General features: G+C 33.4%; 23 protein-coding genes. 19 read left to right on the forward strand and 4 right to left on the reverse strand.

What is annotated here, in order from left to right; translation table 11 throughout:
- The first annotated feature begins 38 nt into the window (after positions 1–38).
- Genes rnpA through AC2DZ0_RS11200 form a run of 4 tightly spaced genes read left to right on the forward strand, consistent with a single transcriptional unit; the run spans position 39 to position 3,445 of the window.
- Complete coding sequence (gene rnpA, locus AC2DZ0_RS11185; protein ID WP_484641826.1) at positions 39–416, forward strand: ribonuclease P protein component; 378 nt, start codon at positions 39–41, stop codon at positions 414–416.
- A gap of 21 nt (positions 417–437) precedes the next feature.
- Positions 438–1,013: a sugar transferase gene (locus AC2DZ0_RS11190; protein ID WP_484641827.1), complete on the forward strand. Its 576-nt coding sequence runs from the start codon at positions 438–440 to the stop codon at positions 1,011–1,013.
- Between the two features lie 11 nt (positions 1,014–1,024).
- A complete protein-coding gene (gene purD / locus AC2DZ0_RS11195; protein WP_484490145.1) occupies positions 1,025–2,305 on the forward strand; it encodes a phosphoribosylamine--glycine ligase in 1,281 nt (426 codons plus the stop codon).
- 42 nt (positions 2,306–2,347) lie between these two features.
- On the forward strand, positions 2,348–3,445 hold the full coding sequence (locus AC2DZ0_RS11200; protein ID WP_484641829.1) for a glycosyltransferase: 1,098 nt from the start codon (positions 2,348–2,350) through the stop codon (positions 3,443–3,445).
- On the opposite strand, the gene AC2DZ0_RS11205 is transcribed toward AC2DZ0_RS11200, so the two are convergent.
- Together AC2DZ0_RS11205 and AC2DZ0_RS11210 are read right to left on the reverse strand one after the other, a co-directional pair.
- Positions 3,442–4,479 (reverse strand): sensor histidine kinase, encoded by a 1,038-nt coding sequence (locus AC2DZ0_RS11205; protein ID WP_484641830.1) that lies wholly within the window; start codon positions 4,477–4,479, stop codon positions 3,442–3,444. The two genes, AC2DZ0_RS11200 and AC2DZ0_RS11205, sit on opposite strands and share 4 nt — an antisense overlap.
- Positions 4,469–5,161, reverse strand: coding sequence for a response regulator transcription factor (locus AC2DZ0_RS11210; protein WP_484490148.1), 693 nt, complete (start codon positions 5,159–5,161; stop codon positions 4,469–4,471). The genes AC2DZ0_RS11205 and AC2DZ0_RS11210 overlap by 11 nt, the downstream gene beginning before the upstream one ends.
- A 180-nt stretch (positions 5,162–5,341) precedes the next feature.
- Here AC2DZ0_RS11210 and AC2DZ0_RS11215 point away from each other — a divergent pair, with 180 nt between their 5' ends.
- The 11 genes from AC2DZ0_RS11215 (at position 5,342) to pgi (ending at position 18,841) form a co-directional block, all read left to right on the forward strand.
- A complete protein-coding gene (locus AC2DZ0_RS11215; RefSeq protein WP_484641831.1) occupies positions 5,342–8,128 on the forward strand; it encodes a TonB-dependent receptor in 2,787 nt (928 codons plus the stop codon).
- Positions 8,129–8,329: 201 nt separating this feature from the next.
- Positions 8,330–9,388 (forward strand): hypothetical protein, encoded by a 1,059-nt coding sequence (locus tag AC2DZ0_RS11220; RefSeq protein ID WP_484641832.1) that lies wholly within the window; start codon positions 8,330–8,332, stop codon positions 9,386–9,388.
- A 207-nt stretch (positions 9,389–9,595) separates the two neighbouring features.
- The gene (locus tag AC2DZ0_RS11225) at positions 9,596–11,884 is read left to right on the forward strand and encodes an anion permease (RefSeq protein WP_484490151.1); all 2,289 of its coding nucleotides are present in this window, start codon (positions 9,596–9,598) and stop codon (positions 11,882–11,884) included.
- Between the two features lie 200 nt (positions 11,885–12,084).
- Positions 12,085–12,423 carry a single-stranded DNA-binding protein gene (locus AC2DZ0_RS11230; protein ID WP_484490152.1) on the forward strand — a complete coding sequence of 113 codons (339 nt, stop codon included), beginning with the start codon at positions 12,085–12,087 and terminating at the stop codon, positions 12,421–12,423.
- Positions 12,424–12,492: 69 nt separating this feature from the next.
- Entirely contained in the window at positions 12,493–13,230 is a 738-nt protein-coding gene (locus tag AC2DZ0_RS11235; protein ID WP_484641834.1) for a 3'-5' exonuclease, read from the forward strand.
- Positions 13,231–13,575: an MGMT family protein gene (locus tag AC2DZ0_RS11240; protein WP_484641835.1), complete on the forward strand. Its 345-nt coding sequence runs from the start codon at positions 13,231–13,233 to the stop codon at positions 13,573–13,575.
- A 114-nt stretch (positions 13,576–13,689) separates the two neighbouring features.
- A complete protein-coding gene (locus AC2DZ0_RS11245; RefSeq protein ID WP_300325549.1) occupies positions 13,690–14,838 on the forward strand; it encodes an Mrp/NBP35 family ATP-binding protein in 1,149 nt (382 codons plus the stop codon).
- 24 nt (positions 14,839–14,862) lie between these two features.
- Positions 14,863–15,108, forward strand: coding sequence for a NifU family protein (locus AC2DZ0_RS11250; protein WP_484641836.1), 246 nt, complete (start codon positions 14,863–14,865; stop codon positions 15,106–15,108).
- Positions 15,109–15,223: 115 nt separating this feature from the next.
- The gene (locus tag AC2DZ0_RS11255; RefSeq protein ID WP_484641838.1) at positions 15,224–15,976 is read left to right on the forward strand and encodes a DUF3108 domain-containing protein; all 753 of its coding nucleotides are present in this window, start codon (positions 15,224–15,226) and stop codon (positions 15,974–15,976) included.
- Between the two features lie 42 nt (positions 15,977–16,018).
- Positions 16,019–17,248, forward strand: a complete 1,230-nt coding sequence (locus AC2DZ0_RS11260) for a peptidoglycan DD-metalloendopeptidase family protein (RefSeq protein WP_484641839.1) — start codon at positions 16,019–16,021, stop codon at positions 17,246–17,248.
- A gap of 30 nt (positions 17,249–17,278) precedes the next feature.
- On the forward strand, positions 17,279–18,841 hold the full coding sequence (gene pgi, locus AC2DZ0_RS11265; protein WP_484641840.1) for a glucose-6-phosphate isomerase: 1,563 nt from the start codon (positions 17,279–17,281) through the stop codon (positions 18,839–18,841).
- A 52-nt stretch (positions 18,842–18,893) separates the two neighbouring features.
- Here the strand turns inward: pgi and AC2DZ0_RS11270 are convergent, their stop codons facing one another.
- On the reverse strand, positions 18,894–19,619 hold the full coding sequence (locus AC2DZ0_RS11270) for a DUF4397 domain-containing protein (RefSeq protein ID WP_484641841.1): 726 nt from the start codon (positions 19,617–19,619) through the stop codon (positions 18,894–18,896).
- Between the two features lie 96 nt (positions 19,620–19,715).
- Here AC2DZ0_RS11270 and AC2DZ0_RS11275 point away from each other — a divergent pair, with 96 nt between their 5' ends.
- The 4 genes from AC2DZ0_RS11275 (at position 19,716) to AC2DZ0_RS11290 (ending at position 22,522) form a co-directional block, all read left to right on the forward strand.
- Complete coding sequence (locus AC2DZ0_RS11275) at positions 19,716–20,240, forward strand: hypothetical protein (protein ID WP_484641843.1); 525 nt, start codon at positions 19,716–19,718, stop codon at positions 20,238–20,240.
- A gap of 77 nt (positions 20,241–20,317) precedes the next feature.
- The gene (locus tag AC2DZ0_RS11280) at positions 20,318–20,743 is read left to right on the forward strand and encodes a hypothetical protein (RefSeq protein WP_484490162.1); all 426 of its coding nucleotides are present in this window, start codon (positions 20,318–20,320) and stop codon (positions 20,741–20,743) included.
- A 25-nt stretch (positions 20,744–20,768) separates the two neighbouring features.
- Positions 20,769–21,503, forward strand: a complete 735-nt coding sequence (locus AC2DZ0_RS11285) for a lysophospholipid acyltransferase family protein (RefSeq protein ID WP_484641844.1) — start codon at positions 20,769–20,771, stop codon at positions 21,501–21,503.
- 26 nt (positions 21,504–21,529) lie between these two features.
- Positions 21,530–22,522: an acyl-ACP desaturase gene (locus AC2DZ0_RS11290; protein WP_484490164.1), complete on the forward strand. Its 993-nt coding sequence runs from the start codon at positions 21,530–21,532 to the stop codon at positions 22,520–22,522.
- A gap of 43 nt (positions 22,523–22,565) precedes the next feature.
- Here AC2DZ0_RS11290 and AC2DZ0_RS11295 read toward each other — a convergent pair whose 3' ends face one another.
- Complete coding sequence (locus AC2DZ0_RS11295; protein WP_484641845.1) at positions 22,566–23,444, reverse strand: aldose 1-epimerase family protein; 879 nt, start codon at positions 23,442–23,444, stop codon at positions 22,566–22,568.
- Positions 23,445–23,447: the final 3 nt, after the last annotated feature.

A 23,447-nucleotide genomic window follows, 5' to 3' on the forward strand; every position in this document is an offset into this window, starting at 1 on the left:
TTCTTATCATTCCAACTATTATTTCTATTTTTGTCGGAATGAAATTTACCTACGGAAAACAAGACAAATTGAAAAGCAAAAAAGCAATTGAACAATTGTTTATTGAAGGAGTTTCTGTGTCTTCTTATCCCTTAAGAATGGTGTTTTTAAAAAAGGAGCATCAAGGAGAGTTTCCTATTCAATTAGGGATTTCTATCCCTAAAAAACGTATTCATAGTGCGGTGGATAGGAACCGTGTAAAAAGGATTCTTAGAGAGGTGTATAGGTTTAATAAGTTTGAGTTTTCTGAGGGGGTTGAGGACAAATATATTGCGATGTTTTTATATTTAGATGGGAAAGAATGGACTCAAGAAAAGTTAGCTTCTAAAATGAAAAAGCTAGCGGAAAAGTTTCATGAAAAAATTGCTGAAAATTAATTTTTTACAAAAAAGAAAAAGATGCTCAAAAGAGGAGGTGATATTATTTTTTCATTCATTGTAATCCTAACGATATTGATATGGTTGGTTCCTGTTGTGGCAATAATTATTTTTGTAACCACAGGAGAAAGACCTTTTTATCGTCAAGAAAGAGTTGGGATGAACGGAAAACTTTTTAAGATCTATAAATTTAGAAGTATGAAAGGGGTTCCTCCGGTTAATGATCCTTTGCTATCAGATGAAGAAAGTTTTAGAATAACACATTTTGGACGATTTTTAAGGAAATATAGAATAGATGAGTTTCCTCAGTTTTTTAATGTGTTGATGGGTGAAATGAGTATTGTTGGTCCAAGACCTGAGAGACAATTTTTTTTAGATACTATTATATCACATATTCCTAGGTATAAAGAACTGCAAAAACTGAGACCTGGAATTACCTCGTTAGGTCAAATTAGATATGGCTATGCGGACAGTATTGATCAAATGAAATTAAGAGCAAGATATGATTTAGTTTATATAGATAACGTATCTTTGCTAACTGATATTAAAATTATTCTTTACACGATAATTGTCGTGATCAAAGGAAAAGGAAAATAAATAATTACACCATGAATATTCTTATTTTAGGCTCTGGTGGAAGAGAGCATGCGTTTGCATTGAAACTTTCACAAAGTGAAAAATTATCAAATCTTTTCGTTGCTCCAGGAAATGCTGGTACGGCGAATTGCGCAACAAACCTAGATATTGATCCTGTTGATTTTACTGCAGTAAAGGCAGCTGTGTTAAATAACAATATTGAAATGGTAATTGTTGGCCCAGAAGCTCCTTTAGTTGCTGGTGTGCATGATTTTTTCTTGCAGGATGCTGATCTAAAATCTATTCCAGTTGTAGGTCCAAAAAAGGATGGAGCAGAATTAGAGGGTAGTAAAGAGTTTTCGAAAAAATTTATGAAACGTCATAATGTTCCTACTGCAGGTTATGATGCTTTTACAAAAGAAACGTTAGCTGAGGGGCAAGCTTTTTTAGAGACCTTAAAAGCTCCTTACGTTTTGAAAGCTGATGGATTGGCTGCAGGAAAAGGTGTTTTGATTTTAGAAACATTGGAGGAAGCGAAAGCTGAACTTGCAGATATGTTAACAAACAATAAATTTGGAGAAGCATCTTCTAAGGTTGTTATTGAAGAGTTTTTAGATGGTATTGAATTGTCAGTTTTTGTATTGACTGATGGTAAGAGCTATAAAGTGTTGCCTTCTGCAAAAGATTATAAAAGAATTGGAGAAGGAGATACAGGTTTAAATACAGGGGGAATGGGAGCAATCTCTCCAGTGCCTTTTGCTGATCAAGATTTTCTTTCAAAAGTGGAAGAAAGAGTTGTAATTCCAACGGTTGAAGGGTTGCAAAAAGATGGTATTGATTATAGAGGATTTATCTTTATTGGTTTGATGAATATTGATGGGAATCCTTTTGTAATTGAATATAATGTTAGAATGGGCGATCCAGAAACAGAAGTTGTTATCCCGCGTATCGAATCTGATTTGTTAGATTTGTTTGAGGGTGTTGCAACACAAACTTTAGATCAAAAATCTTTTGAACTTACTTCAAAAACTGCGACAACGGTTATGACTGTTGCTGGAGGGTATCCAGAAGCTTATGAAAAAGGAAAGGTGATTACAGGATTGGATGCTGTTGAAGGAACTACTGTTTTTCATGCAGGTACAAAAATCAATGGTGATAAAATTGAGACCAATGGAGGGCGCGTAATGGCGTTTACTTCTTTAGGTGATTCAATGGAGGAAGCTCTTGAGAAATCTTATAAAAGTATCGCTAAAGTAAGTTTTGAAGATATGAATTACCGAAAAGATATCGGATTCGATTTAAAAAACTTATAAATTTCATTTTATAGATGTTAAGTTATATCTTACTCTATACTAATGACTACAATTAAATTACCTTTCCATGTCTCCGATAGCGAGACAGGTAAAAATAAAGTTCTAATAGCCCCATTAAATTGGGGCTTAGGACATGCTTCGCGCTGTATTCCAATCATTCATTTTTTAATTGAGCAGAATTGCACTCCCGTTATCGCAAGCGATGGCATGGCACTTTCTTTGTTGAAAGAAGAGTTTCCCGAAGTAGAAACCATTGAGCTGCCTTCTTATAATATTAAGTACTCTAAATATGGTTTTTGGACCAAATGGAGCTTGTTGTTTTCTGTCTTTTCAATAATGAAAGCAGTAAAAGAAGAGAGGGCCGTAGTCGATAAAATATTAGATACTTCTTTCATCGGGGTTATCTCTGATAATAGATTTGGTGTTATCAGTAAACGAATACCTTCTGTGTATATCACCCATCAACTTCAGGTTTTTTCAGGTTTAACTACTTTCTTTACTTCTATAATTCATCAAAAAATTATATCAAAATTTAAAGCATGTTGGATTCCGGATACAGTTGGTCTGAATGCTTTGTCGGGAGGTTTGTCACATACAAATGGGATTGACATACCTTTGAAGTATTTGGGAAATTTAAGTAGGCTAAGCTATGAAAAAAAGGAAAAACAATATGATGTAGTATTGTTGATTTCTGGTCCGGAGCCGCAAAGAAGCGTTTTAGAGTCTATTTTTTTTAAGGAGTTTGCCGGTTTTGAAGGTAGCGTTCTTTTGGTGAGAGGAATTGTACAAGATAAAATAATAAGAGAGGTGGTTTCAGGGATTGATGTTGTAAATTTTTTAACTACCAGTCTGTTGCAAGATGCTATAAATGCGTCGGATTTGATTGTTGCTAGATCTGGATATAGTACCATTATGGATGTAGCTAAATTGCGTAAAAAAGCATTTTTTATTCCTACTCCTGGGCAGTCAGAGCAGCAATATTTAGCTGAATATTTGAAGCAAAAAAAAATTGCTCCGTTTTGTCAACAAGAGCAATTTAGTATGGCTGATATTTTAAAAGTAAAAGATTATTCAGGATTTCAGGTGGATTATAAAATTGATTTGAAACCTGAATTGTTAGTGTTATTTAAACGTGTTTAAGCTCTTTCCAATGTGAATTTAAATTCAGACCCTTCTCCATATTCACTTTCTAGGGTAATGGTTTGTTTGTGAGCTTCAATGATGTGTTTTACAATTGATAATCCTAAACCAGAACCACCTTGATCTCTGGATCTACTTTTGTCAACTCTGTAAAAGCGTTCAAAAATTCGGTGAATATTTTCTTTTTTGATTCCTTCTCCGTTGTCTTTGACTTTAATGGCAATTTTGTTCTTTCCTGAAGACACGACGCTCACCATAATAATTCCGCCTATTTTTCCATACTTTATGGAGTTTTCTATAAGGTTGATTAGAACTTGCTCAATTTTTGCGGCATCTCCCATAACAAATATTGGGAATTCATATAATTTGTCAAATCTCAACGTCATGTTTTTCTTTTTAACTTTCATGTCAAATAACTCAAATACGTTTTGAATCATTTCCAAGCAGTTAAAAGGTTGTATGGTAAGGTTTAAATCGTTGCTTTCTAGTTTAGAAATCATGTCTAAATCTTTCACGATCGCCGCAAGTCTTTCTACTCCAATATTGGCTCTTTCTAGATAGCGTTCTCTAATTTTTTTGTCGTCAGCAGCTCCTTCCATTAGGGTTAAAATATAACCTTGAACTGTAAAAAGAGGGGTTTTTAACTCGTGGGATACATTTCCAAGAAACTCTCTTCTGTAGGTTTCACGTTCGTTTAAAGATTCTATTTCTAACTGTTTGTCTTCCGCAAATTTTTGCATTTCTTTAGACAACGACTCGATATCTGGTGTAACACTGGTTTTGTTAAAATTGTTGAGGTCTAGTAGTGAGACATCTTCATAAATTTTTAGAACTCTTTTATAGATAAACTGCTCCACCCTTTTTTGAAGGATAATAAATAAAACAGCAAAAACAATTGCTGTTCCGTATAACATAGATTTTATGTCAATAATATCATATTTAAAATATAATAAAAAAGAAAAACCCCCGACTGTTAACAAAGTAAACAGAACGGAAGTTATAAATGCAAATGCGTATGTTTTTTTAATTTTCATTCAATACAAATTTGTAACCCACACCCTTAACGGTTTTGAATAGGTTATCTCCTAACTTTTCTCTAAGTTTTCTGATATGTACGTCGATTGTTCTTCCTCCTACAACAACTTCATTACCCCAAACCCTATCTAATATAGTTTCTCTTTTGAATACTTTGTCTGGTTTAGAGGTTAAAAGTGAGAACAATTCAAATTCTTTTCTAGGCAAAACAATTTTTTCGCCATTTTTAATAACCAAATATGCTTCTCTATCAATAGTGATATCACCAAGTGTTGTTTGATCAGTTTCAGCAGAACTTTCTTTTACACGTCTTAATAAAGATTTTACTTTACTAACTAAAATTTTTGGTTTTACAGGTTTTGTGATGTAATCATCTGCACCGGCGTCAAAACCAGCTACTTGAGAGTAGTCTTCTCCACGAGCTGTTAAAAATGAAATAATAGTGTTTTCTAATCCTTCTGTGTTTCTTATTTTTTCACAAGCTTCTATTCCATCCATCTCTGGCATCATGATATCTAATAGAATTAAATGCGGTTTATGCTTGATTGCTTTTTCAATAGCTTTTAAACCGTTATTTGCTGTGTGAATCGTATAACCTTCGTTTTTTAAATTGTAACCTACAATTTCTAAAATGTCTGGCTCATCGTCTACTAGAAGTATTTTTATATCATTTGTTTTCATAAAGAATCAATTTTCTTGTGGAACAAAGCTAATCAATATAAAGGATGCTGTGATTTACTTTACAATCTTTTAACTTTTTTGTTTAATCTTAACATTAAGTTCACATAACAGTAAACTATTGGTAACTTCTTGCTCACTCTTTATATGGACTTTTGCAGCTCAAAACAAGATATAAATATAATGAGAAATTTATTAGTTTTATTCGTACTAGTGTTTAGTTTATCGGTTGGTGCTCAGGAACGTGCAACGGTAACAGGAAAGGTGACAGACAAGGAGATGAATAATGAGTCGCTTCCCTTTGCAAATGTATTTGTAAAAGGAACAACAATTGGTACTACAACCGATTTTGATGGAAATTACACGTTGTCTTTAGAAGAAGGAGAGCATGTAATCGTTTTTAGTTTTGTTGGGTACTCTCCTGCAGAACAAACTATAACTGTAGAGGCAGGTATGAATTATACAGTAAACCAAGCAGTAGGAGCTAGTGAGGGAGTTTTAATGGATGAAGTTATTGTAAAGGCTTCTGTTTCAAAAGAATCTGCTACTGCTTTGTTGGTTGAACAGAAAAAAGCGGTTGTTATAAAAGAAAGTATTGGTGCAACAACTTTATCAAAGGTTGGTGTTTCTGACGCGGCTGGTGCTACTACAAAAATAGCGGGAGTTACAAAAAGTGAAAGTTCTTCTGCGATTTTTATTCGTGGTTTAGGTGATAGATATTTGTCAACAACTTTAAATAGGTTGCCAGTACCGTCTGATGATATTGAAAATAAAAATATTGATTTGAACTTGTTTTCTACTAGCATAATTGAAAATGTTGGTATTAGTAAAACATATTCAGCTAACGGTTCAGGGGATCAAGCTTCAGGAAGTGTAGATGTTTCTTCTAAGAAGTATTCTAAAGATGAGTTTGAAGTTGAGTTAGGAACAGGTATATCAACTAATGTTGTAGGTCGTGATTTTAGGGTTTCTGAGAATAATCAGGACATGACTTTTGGTTATTACAAGAAAAAGAGAAGTATTCAAGAGAATATTATTTCTGAAAATCAAGGATGGGATTCACATAAGAAAAATGTGTTTGCTAATTACGGGGTTGCTTTTTCTGGAGGAAAGAGGTTTGATGTTGGAGATAATACTCTTTCTATGTTCGCGTCGTTATCTCATTCTTCAAAATTTGATTATTTAACGGGATCATTTAAAAGTTTTAGAAATAACACGTTGAATAATTCATTTTCTGATACAGAGGTTTATAGTGTTAAAGTGAATACAACTGGATTACTTAATCTAAATTATAATTTTGGAAATGGGAACAGTATAAGCTATAATTTACTTTATATCAACAAAACAAGAGATGACTTGTTTGAGCAAGGTAGAAATGGTTTAGGTGAGGTTCGTGATCAAAGACCTCCTTCAGGAATTACTCCTCCGGATCAAGAAGATAAGGGTGCTTTTGTTAGAGATCAGAACTTGAAACAAACTACTATTTTGGTGAATCAATTGTTAGGGAAACATCATTTGACAGATGCAAATAAGTTGATTTGGGGTACAGGATTTAACTTAGTAGATGCCAAAGAGCCAAATAGAATTAGAAATGAGGTAAATATTTTAACTCCAGGAACGGATGTTGAGATAATTAACGTTGGTGGGTTTGATCAAAGGAAAACAGAACAATATATCGAGGATTCTGAAATAAGTGGTTTTCTAGAGGATCAAATTACTTTTAATGATGATCTTTCAGATGATATTTTGAAGTTAAATGTTGGTTTGAATTATAGAAATAAACAAAGAAAATTTAACTCATTGTTTGTTGCAGCTGCTTTGACAACTGCGAATCGTGGATATACAGTAAGTTCTGTAGATAATTTATCGGACGCTTTTGTTTTAAAGAACTTTGAAGATGGAATTTTCGACTTAGTTGAGCAACGACCTGACTTGTACAATGGTGATTTAAATTCTATTGGGGGTTATGCGGATGTAACTTTTTCTAAAAATAAAATAAGTGGAAATATTGGATTGCGATACGAGGTTGATAATATTGATGTTGATTGGGATGTAAAGAATTATCAAAACCCTGTTACAAATGTTCCTAGAATTGGAGATTTGTCAAATGAGTACAAAAACTTTTTACCAAGTGTGAATTTAAAATATGAGGTTGCTGAGGAGCATGCAATTCGTTTTGCAGCAAGTAAAACTATTACTTTACCTGAATTTAAGGAGTTGGCACCATTTAACTATGTTGCCCCAACGGGTCGTGTAACAACAGGTAATCCAGAATTACAAAAATCGGATAATTATAATTTAGATTTAAAATGGGAGTTCTTTCCAGATGCTGGTGAGTTGATATCTGTTACAAGTTTTTATAAACAAATTTTAAACCCAATTAATAGAACATTAAAAAGAGGGTCTTCAGGATATTTTACGTATTCTAATTCAGGAAATCAAGCAGATGTATTAGGGATTGAAGTTGAAGGGAAAATGAATGTTTTTGAAGTAGAAAAATCAAAATTAGATGCTACATTTAATGTGACAGCTATGACGACTAACCAAGATTTATTGCCAGAGTTTCAGTTTAAAGGAAGAACAGAATCTAAACTACAAGGGGCGTCAGATTTAATTTTCAATTCTGCTTTTAGTTTTAGTACGATTGAAGAAAAGGAATTTATTTCTACTGTTGCGGTAAATTATGCTTCAGATAAATTGGCTTATCTTGGTTCTCCGGAAGATTTTGAAAATAGTTTAGAAAACTATAACGATGAAATCGTTGAAATTGGATTCTGGACTTTGGATATGGTTTTAAGTAAAAAACTTTCAGAAAATTTGTCTCTAAAATTGGTTGGTAAAAACTTATTAGATGCAGAAATTAAACAAACACAAAAGGTTGTAAATTCTAGAGGTGTTGAAACGAATTACGTTGTGAGTAGTTATAGAAAAGGTGCCACCGTTAGTTTTTCTGTAAAGTATGCTTTTTAAGAGAGATTTTTAATTTTATATGATAAAGGGGTGACTTAGTTGTTATCCCTTTTTTGTTTGTTAAATCTATGTTACTAGTATTGCTGTACACTTCACTTATTGGTGATAATTCATTAACACTATCGTAATATACCGATGAAGTAAATGTGCTTTCTTTGCCGAAGAAAAATAATCGAAACAATTAATTAAATTTTAATAAAAATGAAAAACTCAATTTTAAAAGTAACTTTTATCGCAGCATTATCAATTTTTGCAAGCTGTACTGATGATGATGGAGAAGTAGTTGATCCACCTGCTGATATTCTTTATAAAGGTAAATTGGATTACACTATTGGTACTGCATTAGATGTTTCAGGTTGGACTTGGAAAGATGCTTCTTTAACAATTACTTCAAGTACAAATAAACTTGTTGGAACAATAACTTCTGATGTAACTTTAAATGGTGATTATGAATTAACAGGAACATATGTTGTTGCTGATGGTGCTACATTAACTATTGAGGCAGGGACTGAGATTGTTGCAATCCCAGGTCAAGGAGTTTCTGCTTTTGAAACCAATATTGTAATACAAAAAGGTGGTAAGATTGTTGTAAACGGTACTGCTGCTGAGCCAGTGATTTTATCTTCTGTTAATGCAGAGGCTGCTGATTGGGGTGGTTTGATCATTTGTGGAAATGGAATTACTTCTGCAGGTGTTGATGTAGAGTTTGAAGTAGGAAATTATTTATATGGAGGAACAGATGCTGCTGACAATTCAGGATCAATTTCGTACTTAGTGTTAAAAGGTTCAGGAGCTCAAATTGATGCTGAGTCTCAAACAAATGGAATTTCTTTCTGTGCTGTCGGTTCAGGAACAACAATTAACAATATCTCTGTTACAAATGGTGGAGATGATGGTGTTGAGTTTTACGGAGGTTCAGTTGAGGCTACAAATGTTTATTTGAAAAATAATCTTGATGATGCAGTTGACTGGACTGAAGCTTGGGATGGTGGAATCGAAAATGTATATATATTCCATGATGTACAAGGGTTCTCAACAGTGTTTGAAGGAGATAAAGATAATGCAAATCCTACTTTTACGAATGTAACTGCGATATCAGAAACTGGAGGTACTGCTTTGCAATTTAAAAAGGAATCTGGAGCTACTATTACGAACTTGTATTTAGAGGGTCATGATTTAGAGATTGACTTCAAAGACGAAGGTGCTTTTTCTAATGTACAGATTCACGGTGCTGATGCAAAGATCATCGGAAACGAATAATCTTTTATAGAATTATTAAAAAAGGCTACCATTATGGTAGCCTTTTTTTTTGTTATATCTGAATTTGTATCAATTTAAAAATCTATTTTTGACATCGGAAATGAAGGTTCTAAAATTAGATATAACAATTCGGTAACGTTCGAACCTTCATTTATTAGGATATTTGTCGACCTTTAAAATGAGGTATTTAGATTTTAAAATTAAATTATGGATAATATTTATATGCTAATGATTGTTGCACTTGCTCTTTTGGCAATTGCAGATTTAGTAGTAGGAGTTAGTAATGATGCGGTTAATTTTTTAAATTCTGCAATTGGCTCTAAGGCTATTAGTTTTAAAACAATTATGATTGTAGCCAGTGTTGGTGTTCTGGTTGGGGCAGTTTTCTCTAGCGGAATGATGGAAGTTGCTCGTAAAGGTATATTCAATCCGGGAGAGTTTTATTTTAATGAAATCATGATCATTTTTATGGCTGTGATGATTACTGATATTCTGTTGCTAGATTTTTTCAATACCATTGGTATGCCTACATCCACCACGGTTTCCATTGTTTTTGAATTGCTTGGTGCCGCAGTTGCTATGGCTTTGTTGAAAATATTTAATACTGACGGAGGTACAGAGCAGATTTCAGATTTGATTACTTATATAAATACTGAAACAGCTACTAAAATTATATTCGGAATTATATTATCTGTACTAGTCGCTTTTTCAATTGGTGCTTTGGTACAATGGATTACTCGTTTATTATTATCATACAAGTTTGAAGCAAAAGCCAATTGGGTAGGTGCTTTGTTTGGAGGCTTTGCTTTGACAGCGATTACCTATTTTATTTTTATGAAGGGTTTGAAAGGAACTTCATATGCCAAGGAATCTTTTGAGATTCTTGGAGGTAGAACTATGAAAGAATTCTTAGAGAATGAAGTTTTAGGGATTATTTGGGTAAGCTTTATTGTTTGGTCTGCTATTTCGTTTGTATTGATCAATTTTGTAAAAACCAATATTTACAGATTAGTGATTGTGGTAGGTACTTTTGCTTTAGCATTGGCCTTTTCAGGAAATGATTTGGTGAATTTTATTGGAGTTCCAATTGCAGCTTGGAATTCTTATGAAGCTTGGTCTGAGTCGGGAATGGCGGCACAAGAATTTAGTATGAATATTTTAGCGAAGAAAGTACCAACAAATAATTTATTATTAGTGCTTGCTGGTTTGATCATGGTAATTACCTTATGGTTTTCAAGCAAAGCGAAGAATGTGGTACAAACGTCTTTAGATTTATCAAGTCAAGGTGCTACAAAGGAACGTTTTCAACCAAACTTTTTATCAAGAGGAATTGTAAGAGCAGCCATGGCTATTTCAGAAGGGTTTTCAATGGTAACTCCAAAATCTTGGTCAACAAAAATTGAAAAGCAGTTTACACCTCCTGTAATCGCATTATCAAAGGAAAAGGTGCATGAATTACCTGCTTTTGATATGGTGAGAGCTGCGGTGAATTTAATGGTTGCAGCTGTTTTAATTTCCATAGCAACCTCTTATAAATTACCGCTATCTACAACCTATGTAACTTTTATGGTGGCAATGGGTACTTCGTTGGCAGATAGAGCCTGGGGAGCGGAAAGTGCAGTGTATAGAGTTGCTGGGGTAATTAATGTAATTGGAGGATGGTTTTTTACTGCCTTTAGTGCATTTACTGCTGCCGCTTTAGTAGCGTTTTTGTTGAACTTGAATCTCAAGGTAATGTTTCCTTTGTTGCTTGTTTTAGCCATAGGATTATTGTTGAGAAACTTTTTAATACATAGAAAAAAAGCTCAAGAAGAAAAAGTAGACGATGTATTGAATAAAGCAGAGAGTACTTCGGTTCAAGGGGTGATTCAAGAAAGTGCTGCTACAATTGCTTCTGTTGTAAAACGTGGTGGTAAAATTTATGGAGCTTCTGTAAAAGGATTAGCAAAGCAAGATTTACTATTGCTTAAAAAGAATAAGAAAACCATAGAAAAATTATCGAATGAGATTGATGAGCTAAGAGATAATATTTTTTATTTTATTAAAAATTTAGATGAGTCTAGTGTTACAGCAAGTAGTTTTTATATCAACTTGTTGTCTTATTTACAAGATATAACACAGTCTTTAGAATTTATAGTACGTGCAACAAATAAACACGTAAATAACAATCATAAAAAATTAAAATTAAGTCAGATAAAAGAATTGAAAGAAGTAGAGGCTGCTTTGTTAGTTGTGTTTAATGCAACACAAGATGCTTTTGAAGAGAGATCTTTCGATAAAATTGCTGATATTTTAAATGACAAAACGGCTTTTGATATTTTGTCCGATAAAATTCAAAGTCAAATTGAAAGAACGCGTACTGAAGAGTCGAGTCCAAAAAATACTACCTTATATTTCGGGCTATTGCTAGAAACAAAAGATTTGTTAACGGGTACGATGAACTTGTTACAAGAGTATTATGAAGCGAATAAAGCGTCAGAAGACGCTGCCGAGTAGAACATAGATAACGTATAAATAAGCCTGATGCTTTTGAGTGTCAGGCTTTTTTTTGCGTTGTGTTTTAATTGAATGTAAACGACTACAATTGATTACATACGAAAGTAACCGTTTTCGAACCAATTAGCCATTTCAATGTGGGTTTACTTTGCAATGTCGAAAAGAACTAATGATTTTTGATGTAATTAAAACGAAACGTTATGAGTAATTTAAGAAACAAAGTACAGTTAATCGGACATGTAGGAAACGCACCAGAAGTAATTAATTTAGAATCTGGTAAAAAGTTAGTGAAGTTAACCATGGCAACAAATGAAAAATACACGAATGCTAATGGGGATAAGGTGGAAGATACACAGTGGCATAATTTAGTCGTTTGGAGTAAGCTTACCAATGTGGTAGAAAATTATGTTCAGAAAGGTGATGAAATAGCAATAGAAGGCAAGTTGACAAACAGGAGTTATGATGATAAAGAAGGGAATAAAAGATTTATTTCTGAGGTTGTTGTAAATGAACTTTTAATGTTAGGAGGGAAAAAATAAATTCTCTTTTGTAGCAAGAGGTGTTTTGTTTAAACAATGTAAATTTGTAGCTTTAATAGAAAACGTGCTATGAATCTTCCTGTATCCAAAGAAAATATACTTTTTTTAGACATCGAAACTGTTCCAGAGGTAGAGAAGTTCTCTGATCTGTCCGATATCAAAAAAGAATTATTTGCTCTTAAAACTAATTATCAAAGGAAGCCTAAAACTTCTTTAGAGACAGAAATTCCGGTGGAGGAATTTTATGAGAAAGCTGGAGTTTGGGCGGAGTTTGGTAAAATTGTATGTATTTCGGTTGGTTATTTCGTCAGTCAAAATTCTGAGCGTTCTTTTAGGGTAAAGTCTTTTTACGGAAATGATGAGGAGGTACTGCTCAAAGATTTTAAAGAGTTGTTAGAGCATCATTTCAATGGGCCAAAACATTTGTTATGTGGTCATAATGGTAAAGAATTTGATTTTCCCTTTATTGCAAGACGCATGATAATTAAGGGTATAGAACTTCCTGTTAAATTGAATTTATTTGGAAAAAAACCATGGGAAGTTCCTCATCTAGATACCTTGGAAATGTGGAAGTTTGGGGATTTTAAACATTATACCTCCCTGAAACTATTAACTACGATTTTAGAAATTCCATCACCTAAAGATGATATTGATGGCAGTCAGGTTGCAAATGTATATTATCAAGAGAAGAACCTTGAGAGGATTGCTAAATACTGTGAAAAAGATACGATTGCTGTAGCTCAATTATTTTTACGCTTTAACAATGAGCCTTTGTTGGTTGATCATGAACTAGTATTTGCAGAATAGATGAAGGATTTAAATTTTTTTGAAAAATGTTACTTCGTTGCAAAGAAAGTGCCTTTTGGTAGGGTTACAAGTTATGGGGCTATAGCCAAATATTTGGGAGCTGCAAGATCGGCTAGAATGGTTGGTTGGGCTATGAATGCTTCTCACGGGGATATTTCTATTCCAGCACACAGAGTTGTAAATAGAAAAGGAGTGCTTACAGGGAAACATCATTTTGAGGGAACGAATCTGATGCAACAGCTATTGGAAAGTGAAGGAATAGAAGTGAAGGAATTGCAAATTCAAAACTTCAAAGAAGTATTTTGGGATCCGTCAGAAGAGTTACCTGACTTGTTTATTGAATAGCTAGTTATTTTTATTTCTACAACGACCAGGTTTTAGTAGGGTAAGAATAGTTGCATGTGAGTATTCATTTTTAAAGTTTTCAAGCTATCTTTGCACTCATAAATTTTCAGAAATATGAGCATTCTTAAAGAAGATATACAAAAGGTATTAGAAACAATCACTGCACCTGGTGAGGGGAAAAGTTTGATAGAGAATAATAATGTTAAGAACATTGTTATTTTTGGAGAAGAGGTAGTAGTAGATGTAGAAATTGGAAATCCTACCTTACAAGCAAAGAAGAAAATTGAGTCAGAAATTACGAAAGTAATTGTTGAAAATGTTTCAGAAAAGGCGGTTGTAAAAGTGAATGTTGCAACAAAAGCCGTTGAAAAAACAAAAGAGGAACAGGAAAATCCGAATTTAATTAAAGGTAAAAAATTACCAGGTATTCAAAATATCATCGCAATAGCATCAGGTAAAGGTGGAGTAGGTAAATCTACGATTACTGCAAATACAGCTATTTCTTTAGCAAAAATGGGATTCAAAGTAGGTGTTTTAGATGCCGATGTTTATGGGCCTTCTATGCACTTAATGTTTGATGTGGCCCAAGAGAAGCCGATTTCTGTAAACGTTGATGGTCGTTCTAAAATGAAACCTGTTGAAAACTACGGAGTAAAACTACTTTCTCTAGGGTTTTTTACAAATCCAAATGAAGCAGTTATTTGGAGAGGTCCTATGGCTTCCAAGGCGTTGAATCAAATGATTTTTGATGCTGCTTGGGGAGAATTAGATTTTTTGTTAATTGATTTGCCTCCAGGAACAGGGGATATCCATTTATCAATTGTTCAAGCATTACCAATTACAGGAGCTGTTGTAGTGAGCACACCTCAAAATATTGCGTTGGCAGATGCGAAAAAAGGGGTTGCAATGTTTCAACAAAAAAATATCAAAGTACCCGTTTTGGGAATTGTTGAGAATATGAGTTATTTTACTCCAGCGGAGCTTCCTGAAAATAAATATTATATCTTTGGACAAGATGGAGCTAAAAACTTAGCAGAGGATATTGATACTGCATTTATCGGTGAGGTACCTTTAGTGCAAAGCATTAGAGAGGCGGGAGATGTAGGACGTCCAGTTGCATTGCAAGAAAATACAGTTTTAGAAACAGCTTTCAATGAGATTACAAAGAATATGTTATCTCAGTTATTGATAAGAAATGAAGAGTTACCTGAAACAGAAGTTGTGAAAATTACAACAATGAGCGGGTGTTCTCCGAAAAAATAATTAGATATAAATCAAAATATAAAAATGGAAACACAAGAATTAACAGCAACGGTTGAAAAAGCATTGGAAGAAATTCGTCCTTTTTTAATTTCTGATGGAGGGAATATATCTCTAGTTTCTATAGAGGATAATATAGTAACTGTGAAGTTAGAAGGAGCATGTGTTGGATGTTCAATCAATCAAATGACACTTAGAAATGGAGTGGAGGCTTCTGTTAAAAAGCATGCACCTCAAATAGAAAAAGTAATTGATATTAGTAGCATAATGTAATTTTAAGATTTTCTTAAAAACAAAAATTATATATTTATAAGGCTTAGCGATAACTTCGTTAAGCCTTTTTAATTTTGGCATTGAAATTGCCATAGTTATGGAAAATGAAATCATTATGCAGAAATTTATAGTTACCATATTCTTGTTCTTGGCTGTTTTTGCTCGTTCTCAAAACAAAGAAAAAGTTTTTCAGGATGGAGAAGAGTTAAAATATCGTGTACACTATGGTTTTGTAAATGCAGGCTATGCTACTTTGGCGGTTTCTGAGAAGGATGATGCTTATCATTTTGTAGGAAAAGGATGGACTGTTGGTGTCACAAACATGTTCTTTAAGGTAAGAGATCAGTACGAGTCTTTTGTGAATAAAAAGACACTTGCACCGGATCATTTTGTGCGAAGAGTAAAAGAGGGCGGTTATAAGTTAAGTAGAGATATCTATTTTGATTATGAAAAAGACAGCGCTAGGGTTGAGGATCATAAATACAATACCACAAAAAATTATCCTATTGCGGATGTGCAAGATATATTATCGGCATTTTATAAAATGAGGGCCACTAAAATTGATACGATGAAGGTGGGCGAATCCATCAAGTTGAAAATTTTTATTGATGGAGAGATGTTTGCTTTTAAATTAAAATTATTGGGCAATGAGGTTGTTTCTTCAAAATATGGAAAAATACCTTGTTATAAATTTAGACCTTATGTGCAGAAGGGAAGAATATTTAAAGAGAACGAAAGTTTAACTATTTGGATATCGGCAGATAAGAATAAAATTCCGATTAGAATGAAAGCCTCTTTAGCAGTTGGTTCAGCGAAAATGGATTTAACAAGTTACAAAGGATTGAGTCATTCTTTTCCTGAAAAATAAATAGAAAAAACGTAAATTTGCGCCTTACTAAAAAGTTACCTTTTGAGATTTTCGTATTTATTTTTAATCGCCGCAATTTTTTTTATTTCATGTTCTGATGAGACTTCTAGTTCCAAAGATCCTGAGGTTGCTCAAGAAGTTAAAAAACCAACGATTAAATTTGGGTACAATCTAGATAATTATAAGGTAATTCATGATACGATCAACCATGGTGAAAGCTTTGGAGAAATATTAGATCGTCATCATATTTGGTATCCTAAAATTCTAGAAATTTCTAAAAAAATTAAAAGCACTTTCGATGTACGTCGTTTGAGAGCAGGGAAACCTTATACAATTTTAGCAAAAAAAGACTCTACAGAAAAAGCGCAGGTGTTTATTTATCAAAATGATTTGATAAACTATACAGTAGTAGATTTTAAAGATTCTGTGATAACAGCCGAAAAAGGAAAAAGAAAAGTTACCACGATTATAAAAAAGGGACAAGGAGTCATCACAAGTTCTTTGTCACAATCTTTAGATTCTCAAGGTGTAAACCCTGTTCTTGCTAATGATTTGTCGGAGATTTATGCTTGGACGATTGACTTTTTCAGGTTGCAAAAGAATGATAAGTTTAAAGTAATTTATGAACAAAAATTTATAGATGATACAATTCCTGCTGGAATAGGGAATATCAAAGCAGCATATTTTGAACATGTCGGGAAACCTTTTTATGCATTTAGCTATGTGGCGGATTCTATCATGCAAATTGAAGAATATTACGATGAAGAGGCACATCACTTGAGACGCGCGTTTTTAAAGGCTCCTTTAAAATTTAGTAGAATATCTTCAAGGTATAATTTAAAAAGAAAAATAGCGCATTACGGAAGAGTTAAGGCGCATAAAGGGACTGATTTTGCAGCTCCAGTTGGAAGTCCAATTATGAGTACAGCAAATGGTAGGGTTATTGAATCTCGATACAAGGGTGCCAATGGTAATTATGTGAAAATAAGACATAATTCAACCTATTCAACCCAATATTTGCATATGAAACAACGAAAAGTGAAGGTTGGGGATTATGTGAAACAAGGACAGGTTATTGGAACTGTAGGAATGACAGGAAGTACTTCAGGACCGCATGTGTGTTATCGTTTTTGGAAAAATGGCGTACAAGTTGATCCTTTGAAACAAAAATTACCGGCTGCAGAGCCAATGAAAAAATCAATAAAACCTCATTATTTAGAATTCATCGAGTCAATAAAAGAAGAATTGGATGATATGAAATTTGAGGAATAAAAAATCAAAACAAAGTAAACATTCGAAATTATGGCATTAAAAAATGTAAATCCATCGAAAACCCAAGCATGGGAAAAATTAGCAAAACACTATAATGACACCAAAGATGTTCATTTGAGAGAGCTGTTTGCTGCGAACAGTAACAGGAAAGAAGAATTTTCTATTGAGAACAATGATTTCAATGTTGATTTCTCAAAGAATAGAATTGACGCTACAACAATGAAATTGTTAGTAGAGTTGGCAGATGAGGTTGATTTAAAAGGTGCCATTTCTAGCTATTTTGGTGGTGCAAAAATCAATGCAACAGAAGGTAGAGAAGTATTGCATACGGCATTAAGATGCAAAGCAGATAAAGCAGTTGTTGTTGAAGGTGAGAATGTTGTTGAAGATGTACAAGAAACTTTGTCTAAAATAAAAGACTTTACAAATACTGTAGTCTCTGGTGACTGGAAAGGGTATACTGGAAAATCGATTACAGATGTTGTGAACATTGGTATCGGAGGATCTGATTTAGGACCTCAAATGGTTGTAGATGCTTTGAAATATTATAAAACTCCATTGGATGTACATTTTGTATCTAATGTAGATGGGGATCATGTTTCTGAAGTGATCAAAAACTTAAATCCAGAAACAACATTATTTTTAATAGTTTCTAAAACGTTTACAACACAAGAAACAATAACGAACGCTCAAACAATCAAAAGCTGGTTCTTAGAGTCTGCAACCGAGGCAGATGTTGCAAAACATTTTGCTGCAGTTTCTACAAATGCGCAAGCAGTTGCTGATTTTGGTATTGATGCTTCTAATGTTTTCACAATGTGGAACTGGGTAGGAGGTCGTTTTTCTCTATGGAGTGCCGTAGGATTGTCTATCAGTTTGGCGATCGGTTTTGATAACTTTAAATCGTTATTGGAAGGTGCTGAAGAGATGGATACTCATTTTGAAACTGCAGATTTTGAAGAAAATATACCAGTGGTATTAGCTTTATTAAGCGTTTGGTATAATAATTTTTACGGAGCAGAGTCAGAAGCGATTTTACCATATTCTCAATATTTAGAAAAATTAACTCCATACTTGCAACAAGCGATCATGGAAAGTAATGGAAAAAGTGTTGATAGAAATGGAGACACCATAGATTACCAAACAGGAACTATTGTTTGGGGAAGTACAGGTACAAATATGCAACATGCCTTTATGCAATTGGTACACCAAGGGACTAAATTAATTCCTTGTGATTTTATTGGATATGAAGAGTCTTTATACGGTAAAACGGAACACCATAACAAATTAATGTCTAATTACTACGGACAGCAAGAAGCTTTGTGTAATGGTAAGACCAAAGAAGAAGTTGTAGCAGAAGGTAAAACAGCGGATGCAGTAGTACCATTTAAAGTATTTGCAGGAAACAAACCAAGTAATTCAATTTTGATCAAAAAATTGACTCCAGCATCTTTAGGGAAATTAATCTCTATGTATGAGCATAAAATATTTGTGCAAGGGATTGTTTGGAATATCTATAGCTACGACCAATGGGGAGTAGAATTAGGTAAGGTTTTAGCAAATAAAATTTATGCTGAAAAATACAATTCTTAATAAATTAAAGAATTAAAAAAAGGCTTTCATTTATTTGAAAGCCTTTTTGTTTTTAGTTTTGTGGTGTTTCAAAAAAACTGAGTTTTGAAGTACTGTCAAAATTTATTCCTGCCAAGACATCAATATATATTTTATCAACTGTGTGGCCATCATTATTGACAATATTGATTAAATTGGTATCTGTGTTTGGTGCAACTCCCGTGTTTGTAACTATAATTCTAGCATCTATTGTGGCTTTCGTAAATTCAAAATAATCACTTTTACCACCATAGGTCAAATTGGTCACTACTTTGTGATTTGTAGTTTCTCCTCCAATATAAATATCTACACCACCTAAATTATGGTAAAGGTTCATGAATTGTACGCGAACACTTCCGGATTGTGGTTGTGTAGTGTTATTTTCACTGAACAAAATAGATTCGTTTCCTGCCGTTCCATATGCATAACAAGAATAGCTATTTCCTTCGGAAACTGTAGCTTGTACAGTTGCAACTACGGATTCGTCTGCATTGTTATATGTGGCAATAGAAAAACTATTTTTATTTTCTTCCCATTTAATGTCTGTTGTACCACCAAATGCGTAGGCTTGATTCTCGACCAAAAGTTTTGAGTCTTGATGCCAGTCAATATTTATATCTGAATTGATAAAGTTATGAGTATGCAATGTGGCGGTTTCATAAACTATTTCTGGAGGGTCAGTTTCAGTAGAGTCTTTTGAGCAGCCAAATGAAAGGATCAGTAGGGAAATGTAAAAAAAGTTTGTGTAGAATATTTTCATGGTAGCTTTTTTATTGTGTCTACTAAAGATACATTTTAAATTTGAAATCGTTTTTCTGTAAGGTTAAGAATGTTGATATTGCGCAAAAAAAAAGAGATGTTTGTAAAAAAGAAAGTTTTTCTAGGAGTTTTGTTTTTAATGGTAGCTACTGTAAGCATGGCCCAAAATAAATCAAGTAATGATTTTTCATGGGATAATATGCGATATGGAGGTAGGTTAGGTTTAGAGTTTTCAAGCAATGCCACTAGTATTACGGTTGCGCCAGCCGCGATTTATCAATTCAATGAGAAATTTGCTGCAGGTGCCGCAATTAGTTTTGGATTTGTAGATTACAAAGAAGTGGATGTTAGTTTGATAAATTATGGAGGTTCACTGTTAGCGTTTTATACTCCGATTCGTCAAATTCAATTGTCAACAGAGTTGGAACAGGTTTTTGTAACTCAAACAAGAAACTTTGCTGGCAAGGAATTCAAAGATAATTATAACTATCAAGCTTTGTTCTTTGGTGCAGGTTATCGTATGGGAAATGTAATTTTAGGGGTGCGTTATGATGTTTTGTATAATGAAAATACAAACATTTATGCATCACCTTTTGAGCCTTTTTTACAAGTGTTTTTTTAAAAAAATGTTTCAGTTAAATTAAAAATATAGCAAACTACTTTTTAGTACATTTGTAATCAGAAAAATTTAAAAAAATTATGAAACAAGTACATTCTTATTGGGCTTATTTAGTATTGTTAATTTTAGTTGTAGCAGTTGTAAATGCAATAATTGGTTACACTTCTAAAAAGGAATTTAAAGACAAAGACCTTCGTTTAGGTTTGTTTACATTAATCGTCTCACACATTCAATTATTAATTGGTTTAGGGTGGTATTTTATGTCTCCTGTATATAAAGCAATGAAAGTTACTGGTATGGGTACGATTATGAAAAATGCTGAAACTAGATTGTTAGCTGTAGAGCATCCAATTACAATGATTTTAGCGATTGCTTTGATAACAGTAGGTTGGTCTAAGCATAAGAAACAAACAGAAGACGCTTCTAAATTCAAAACCTTTGTAATATTTTATGGGGTGGCTTTAGTCTTGATTTTAACGAGAATTCCATGGGGCCAGTGGTTCTAATAGATGTGGAATAAATTAGATTAGAATGAAAAAAATAGTTGCATATCCCCTTTCAGTAATACATTATTTACTGTTCGGTTTTATTATCTGTATATTTCATCCCATTCAATGGTTTTGTTTGAATGTATTTGGATATACTGCACATAAAAAATCAGTAGATCTGCTAAATTATTTTTTATTGTGGACTTTATACGTCTTGGGTACAAGGATTACTTTTACTAAAAAGGCAGAAATTCCTGAAGGAGTTCCTTTGATCATTGTTTCTAATCATCAAAGTGCACATGAAATTTCACCAATATCATGGTACTTCAGAAAATACCACACAAAATTTGTTTCTAAAAAAGAATTAGGTGCAAAAATTCCGAGTGTGTCTTTTAACTTAAGAAATGGTGGATCTGTGTTGATTGATCGAGACGATCCTAAACAAGCACTTACTGCATTAGCTAAATTCGGAAAAAAACTGGAAGCGAATAATTGGGCGGGTGTTATTTTTCCTGAAGGTACTAGGAGTAAAGACGGAACACCAAAGCCATTTTCGGTCAATGGTTTGAAAATAATTAGCAAGTATGCTCCCTCTGCATATGTAGTACCTTTAACCATAAATAATTCTTGGAAGTTGGTTAGAAACGGAGCATTTCCATTAGGTATTGGGGTTCATATGACCTTGGAAACTCATGAGCCTATTGCTGTGAAATCTATGGAATTTAATGATTTATTTCAAAAAGTAGAGGAAACTATAAAAAACTCAGTAACTTTGTAAGCTATAAGCAGATTTAAAAGAATATTATGTCAATAAACAACGTTCGTAAAGAGGTTATGTTAACTCTGGAAAAAGATATCGAAACTACTTTTGGTAAGTTTTTGATTTCTCCGGAAGAGATATGGCAGCCTACAGATTTTTTACCAAACCCTCAATCAGATACTTTTATTGATGAAGTAAAGGAAATTAGAGAGTTATCTAAGGATTTAGATGATGATTTTTGGGTGTCTTTGGTTGGAGATATGATTACGGAAGAGGCGTTACCAACGTACGAGTCATGGTTGTTAGATTTGGACGGTATAGATCAGCATGGAGAACAAAAAGGTTGGTCTAGTTGGATTCGTAGATGGACTGCTGAAGAGAATCGACATGGAGATGTTTTGAATAAATACATTTATCTTTCAGGTCGTGTAAATATGCGTGAAGTTGAAATTACAACACAGCATTTAGTAGCAGATGGTTTTGATATTGGTACTGCAAGAGATCCTTATAAAACTTTTGTTTATACAAGTTTTCAAGAATTAGCAACATATGTTTCTCATAACAATGTGGCAAAAATTGCTCGTAAAGCGGGAATGAAAGGTTTGGCAAAAATGTCAAAAATTATCGCAGGAGATGAAATGAGACATCATTTGGCTTATGTTGAATTTATCCGCCAAATATTTGCAGTGGATCCATCAGAAATGATGATTGCATTTTGTGATATGATGAAACATAAGATTGAAATGCCGGCAATGTACTTAAGAGAATCTTATGGTCAAAAAGCCTCTTTGTTTGATAAGTTTTCTGATGTAGCACAACGTTCAGGTGTTTATTCAGCATTTGATTATATTGATATTTTGGAGAAATTATTAAAAGCTTGGGAAATCGATAAGTTTACTGGGTTGACTCCAGAGGCTGATAAAGCTAGAACTTATTTAATGCGTTTGCCTGAGAGAATGATGAGAATAGCACAAAGAATAACGGTGCCTGATACGGATTACAAATTCAAGTGGATGAATCCATTGGTTGTAAAATAATACATAAAAACCCTTACTGATTTAGTAAGGGTTTTTTATTGCTTTAAATGTGAATTTCTATCGAGAAGCGGGCAATATGTTCTTTTCCTGGTTCTAGCATAGTTATGGCTTCTTTATCTTCAATTTTTTGATTGCTTTGACTAGAATCTGCGTAACCTTGCCAAGGTTCAATACACACAAAAGGAGCATTGGGCTTAGACCAAATTCCAAGATAAGGGAAGTCATTAAATTCAACTGTAATTAATGCGCCTTCTGCATTATTCCCTATAGTTACTTTGTTTGATCTTAAGTTTTTAAAAACGAGCGCATCCTTATCAAAAGTATTTTTATTAAGGTGTAATATCTTTGTGTCGTTTAAAAATTTCCTGGTAGTTCCATCTAAAAGGCCATCTTCATTTATGTTCCATGTACTGTCTGTTTCAGGATGTTCAAATTCTAAAAAGCAGTTTTCATAACTTTCATCTGAATTTTGTAGAGAGCAGTTAAAAGCTGGGTGCTCTCCGATAGAAAAATACATGTTTTTGTTTCCAAGGTTTGTAACCGTATGCTGAATCTGGATTTTGTTTTCTACAAGATGATAGCTTGTTTTAAATTCAAATTCATAGGGGTAAACCTCTAGGGTTTTTTCTGAATGTTTTAAAGAGAATGTTATTTTTGAATCTGTTTTGTCAATGAATTCTATAGCATCACTTCTTCTAAAAAATCCGTGTTGTTTTTGGTAGTATTTTCGGTTGTTTTCAATAAAAGTATCTTCTTTTAACCTTCCAACAAAAGGAAAAAGAATAGGTGCTTGTCCTCCCCAAAATTTTGCATCACCTCTCCAAAGGTATTCTTTGTTGTTTTTTAAAGATACAATACTGGATAATTCGGCTCCCGTTTTGTTAATCTTGATCTGAATATTATTATTGCTTAATTGGTACATATG

The sequence above is a fragment of the Flavicella sp. IMCC45668 genome (genome assembly GCF_057219105.1).

Coding starts and splice junctions, on each gene's coding strand:
- AC2DZ0_RS11215 (WP_484641831.1), top strand. CDS start 5,342: ATGAGAAATTTATTAGTTTTATTCGTACTAGTGTTTAGTTTATCGGTT.
- AC2DZ0_RS11245 (WP_300325549.1), top strand. CDS start 13,690: ATGAGCATTCTTAAAGAAGATATACAAAAGGTATTAGAAACAATCACT.
- AC2DZ0_RS11190 (WP_484641827.1), top strand. CDS start 438: ATGCTCAAAAGAGGAGGTGATATTATTTTTTCATTCATTGTAATCCTA.
- purD (WP_484490145.1), top strand. CDS start 1,025: ATGAATATTCTTATTTTAGGCTCTGGTGGAAGAGAGCATGCGTTTGCA.
- AC2DZ0_RS11270 (WP_484641841.1), bottom strand. CDS start 19,619: ATGAAAATATTCTACACAAACTTTTTTTACATTTCCCTACTGATCCTT.
- AC2DZ0_RS11205 (WP_484641830.1), bottom strand. CDS start 4,479: ATGAAAATTAAAAAAACATACGCATTTGCATTTATAACTTCCGTTCTG.
- AC2DZ0_RS11275 (WP_484641843.1), top strand. CDS start 19,716: ATGTTTGTAAAAAAGAAAGTTTTTCTAGGAGTTTTGTTTTTAATGGTA.
- AC2DZ0_RS11290 (WP_484490164.1), top strand. CDS start 21,530: ATGTCAATAAACAACGTTCGTAAAGAGGTTATGTTAACTCTGGAAAAA.
- AC2DZ0_RS11235 (WP_484641834.1), top strand. CDS start 12,493: ATGAATCTTCCTGTATCCAAAGAAAATATACTTTTTTTAGACATCGAA.
- AC2DZ0_RS11280 (WP_484490162.1), top strand. CDS start 20,318: ATGAAACAAGTACATTCTTATTGGGCTTATTTAGTATTGTTAATTTTA.
- AC2DZ0_RS11200 (WP_484641829.1), top strand. CDS start 2,348: ATGACTACAATTAAATTACCTTTCCATGTCTCCGATAGCGAGACAGGT.
- AC2DZ0_RS11210 (WP_484490148.1), bottom strand. CDS start 5,161: ATGAAAACAAATGATATAAAAATACTTCTAGTAGACGATGAGCCAGAC.
- AC2DZ0_RS11295 (WP_484641845.1), bottom strand. CDS start 23,444: ATGTACCAATTAAGCAATAATAATATTCAGATCAAGATTAACAAAACG.
- rnpA (WP_484641826.1), top strand. CDS start 39: ATGAAATTTACCTACGGAAAACAAGACAAATTGAAAAGCAAAAAAGCA.
- AC2DZ0_RS11240 (WP_484641835.1), top strand. CDS start 13,231: ATGAAGGATTTAAATTTTTTTGAAAAATGTTACTTCGTTGCAAAGAAA.
- AC2DZ0_RS11250 (WP_484641836.1), top strand. CDS start 14,863: ATGGAAACACAAGAATTAACAGCAACGGTTGAAAAAGCATTGGAAGAA.
- AC2DZ0_RS11225 (WP_484490151.1), top strand. CDS start 9,596: ATGGATAATATTTATATGCTAATGATTGTTGCACTTGCTCTTTTGGCA.
- AC2DZ0_RS11220 (WP_484641832.1), top strand. CDS start 8,330: ATGAAAAACTCAATTTTAAAAGTAACTTTTATCGCAGCATTATCAATT.
- AC2DZ0_RS11230 (WP_484490152.1), top strand. CDS start 12,085: ATGAGTAATTTAAGAAACAAAGTACAGTTAATCGGACATGTAGGAAAC.
- pgi (WP_484641840.1), top strand. CDS start 17,279: ATGGCATTAAAAAATGTAAATCCATCGAAAACCCAAGCATGGGAAAAA.
- AC2DZ0_RS11285 (WP_484641844.1), top strand. CDS start 20,769: ATGAAAAAAATAGTTGCATATCCCCTTTCAGTAATACATTATTTACTG.
- AC2DZ0_RS11255 (WP_484641838.1), top strand. CDS start 15,224: ATGCAGAAATTTATAGTTACCATATTCTTGTTCTTGGCTGTTTTTGCT.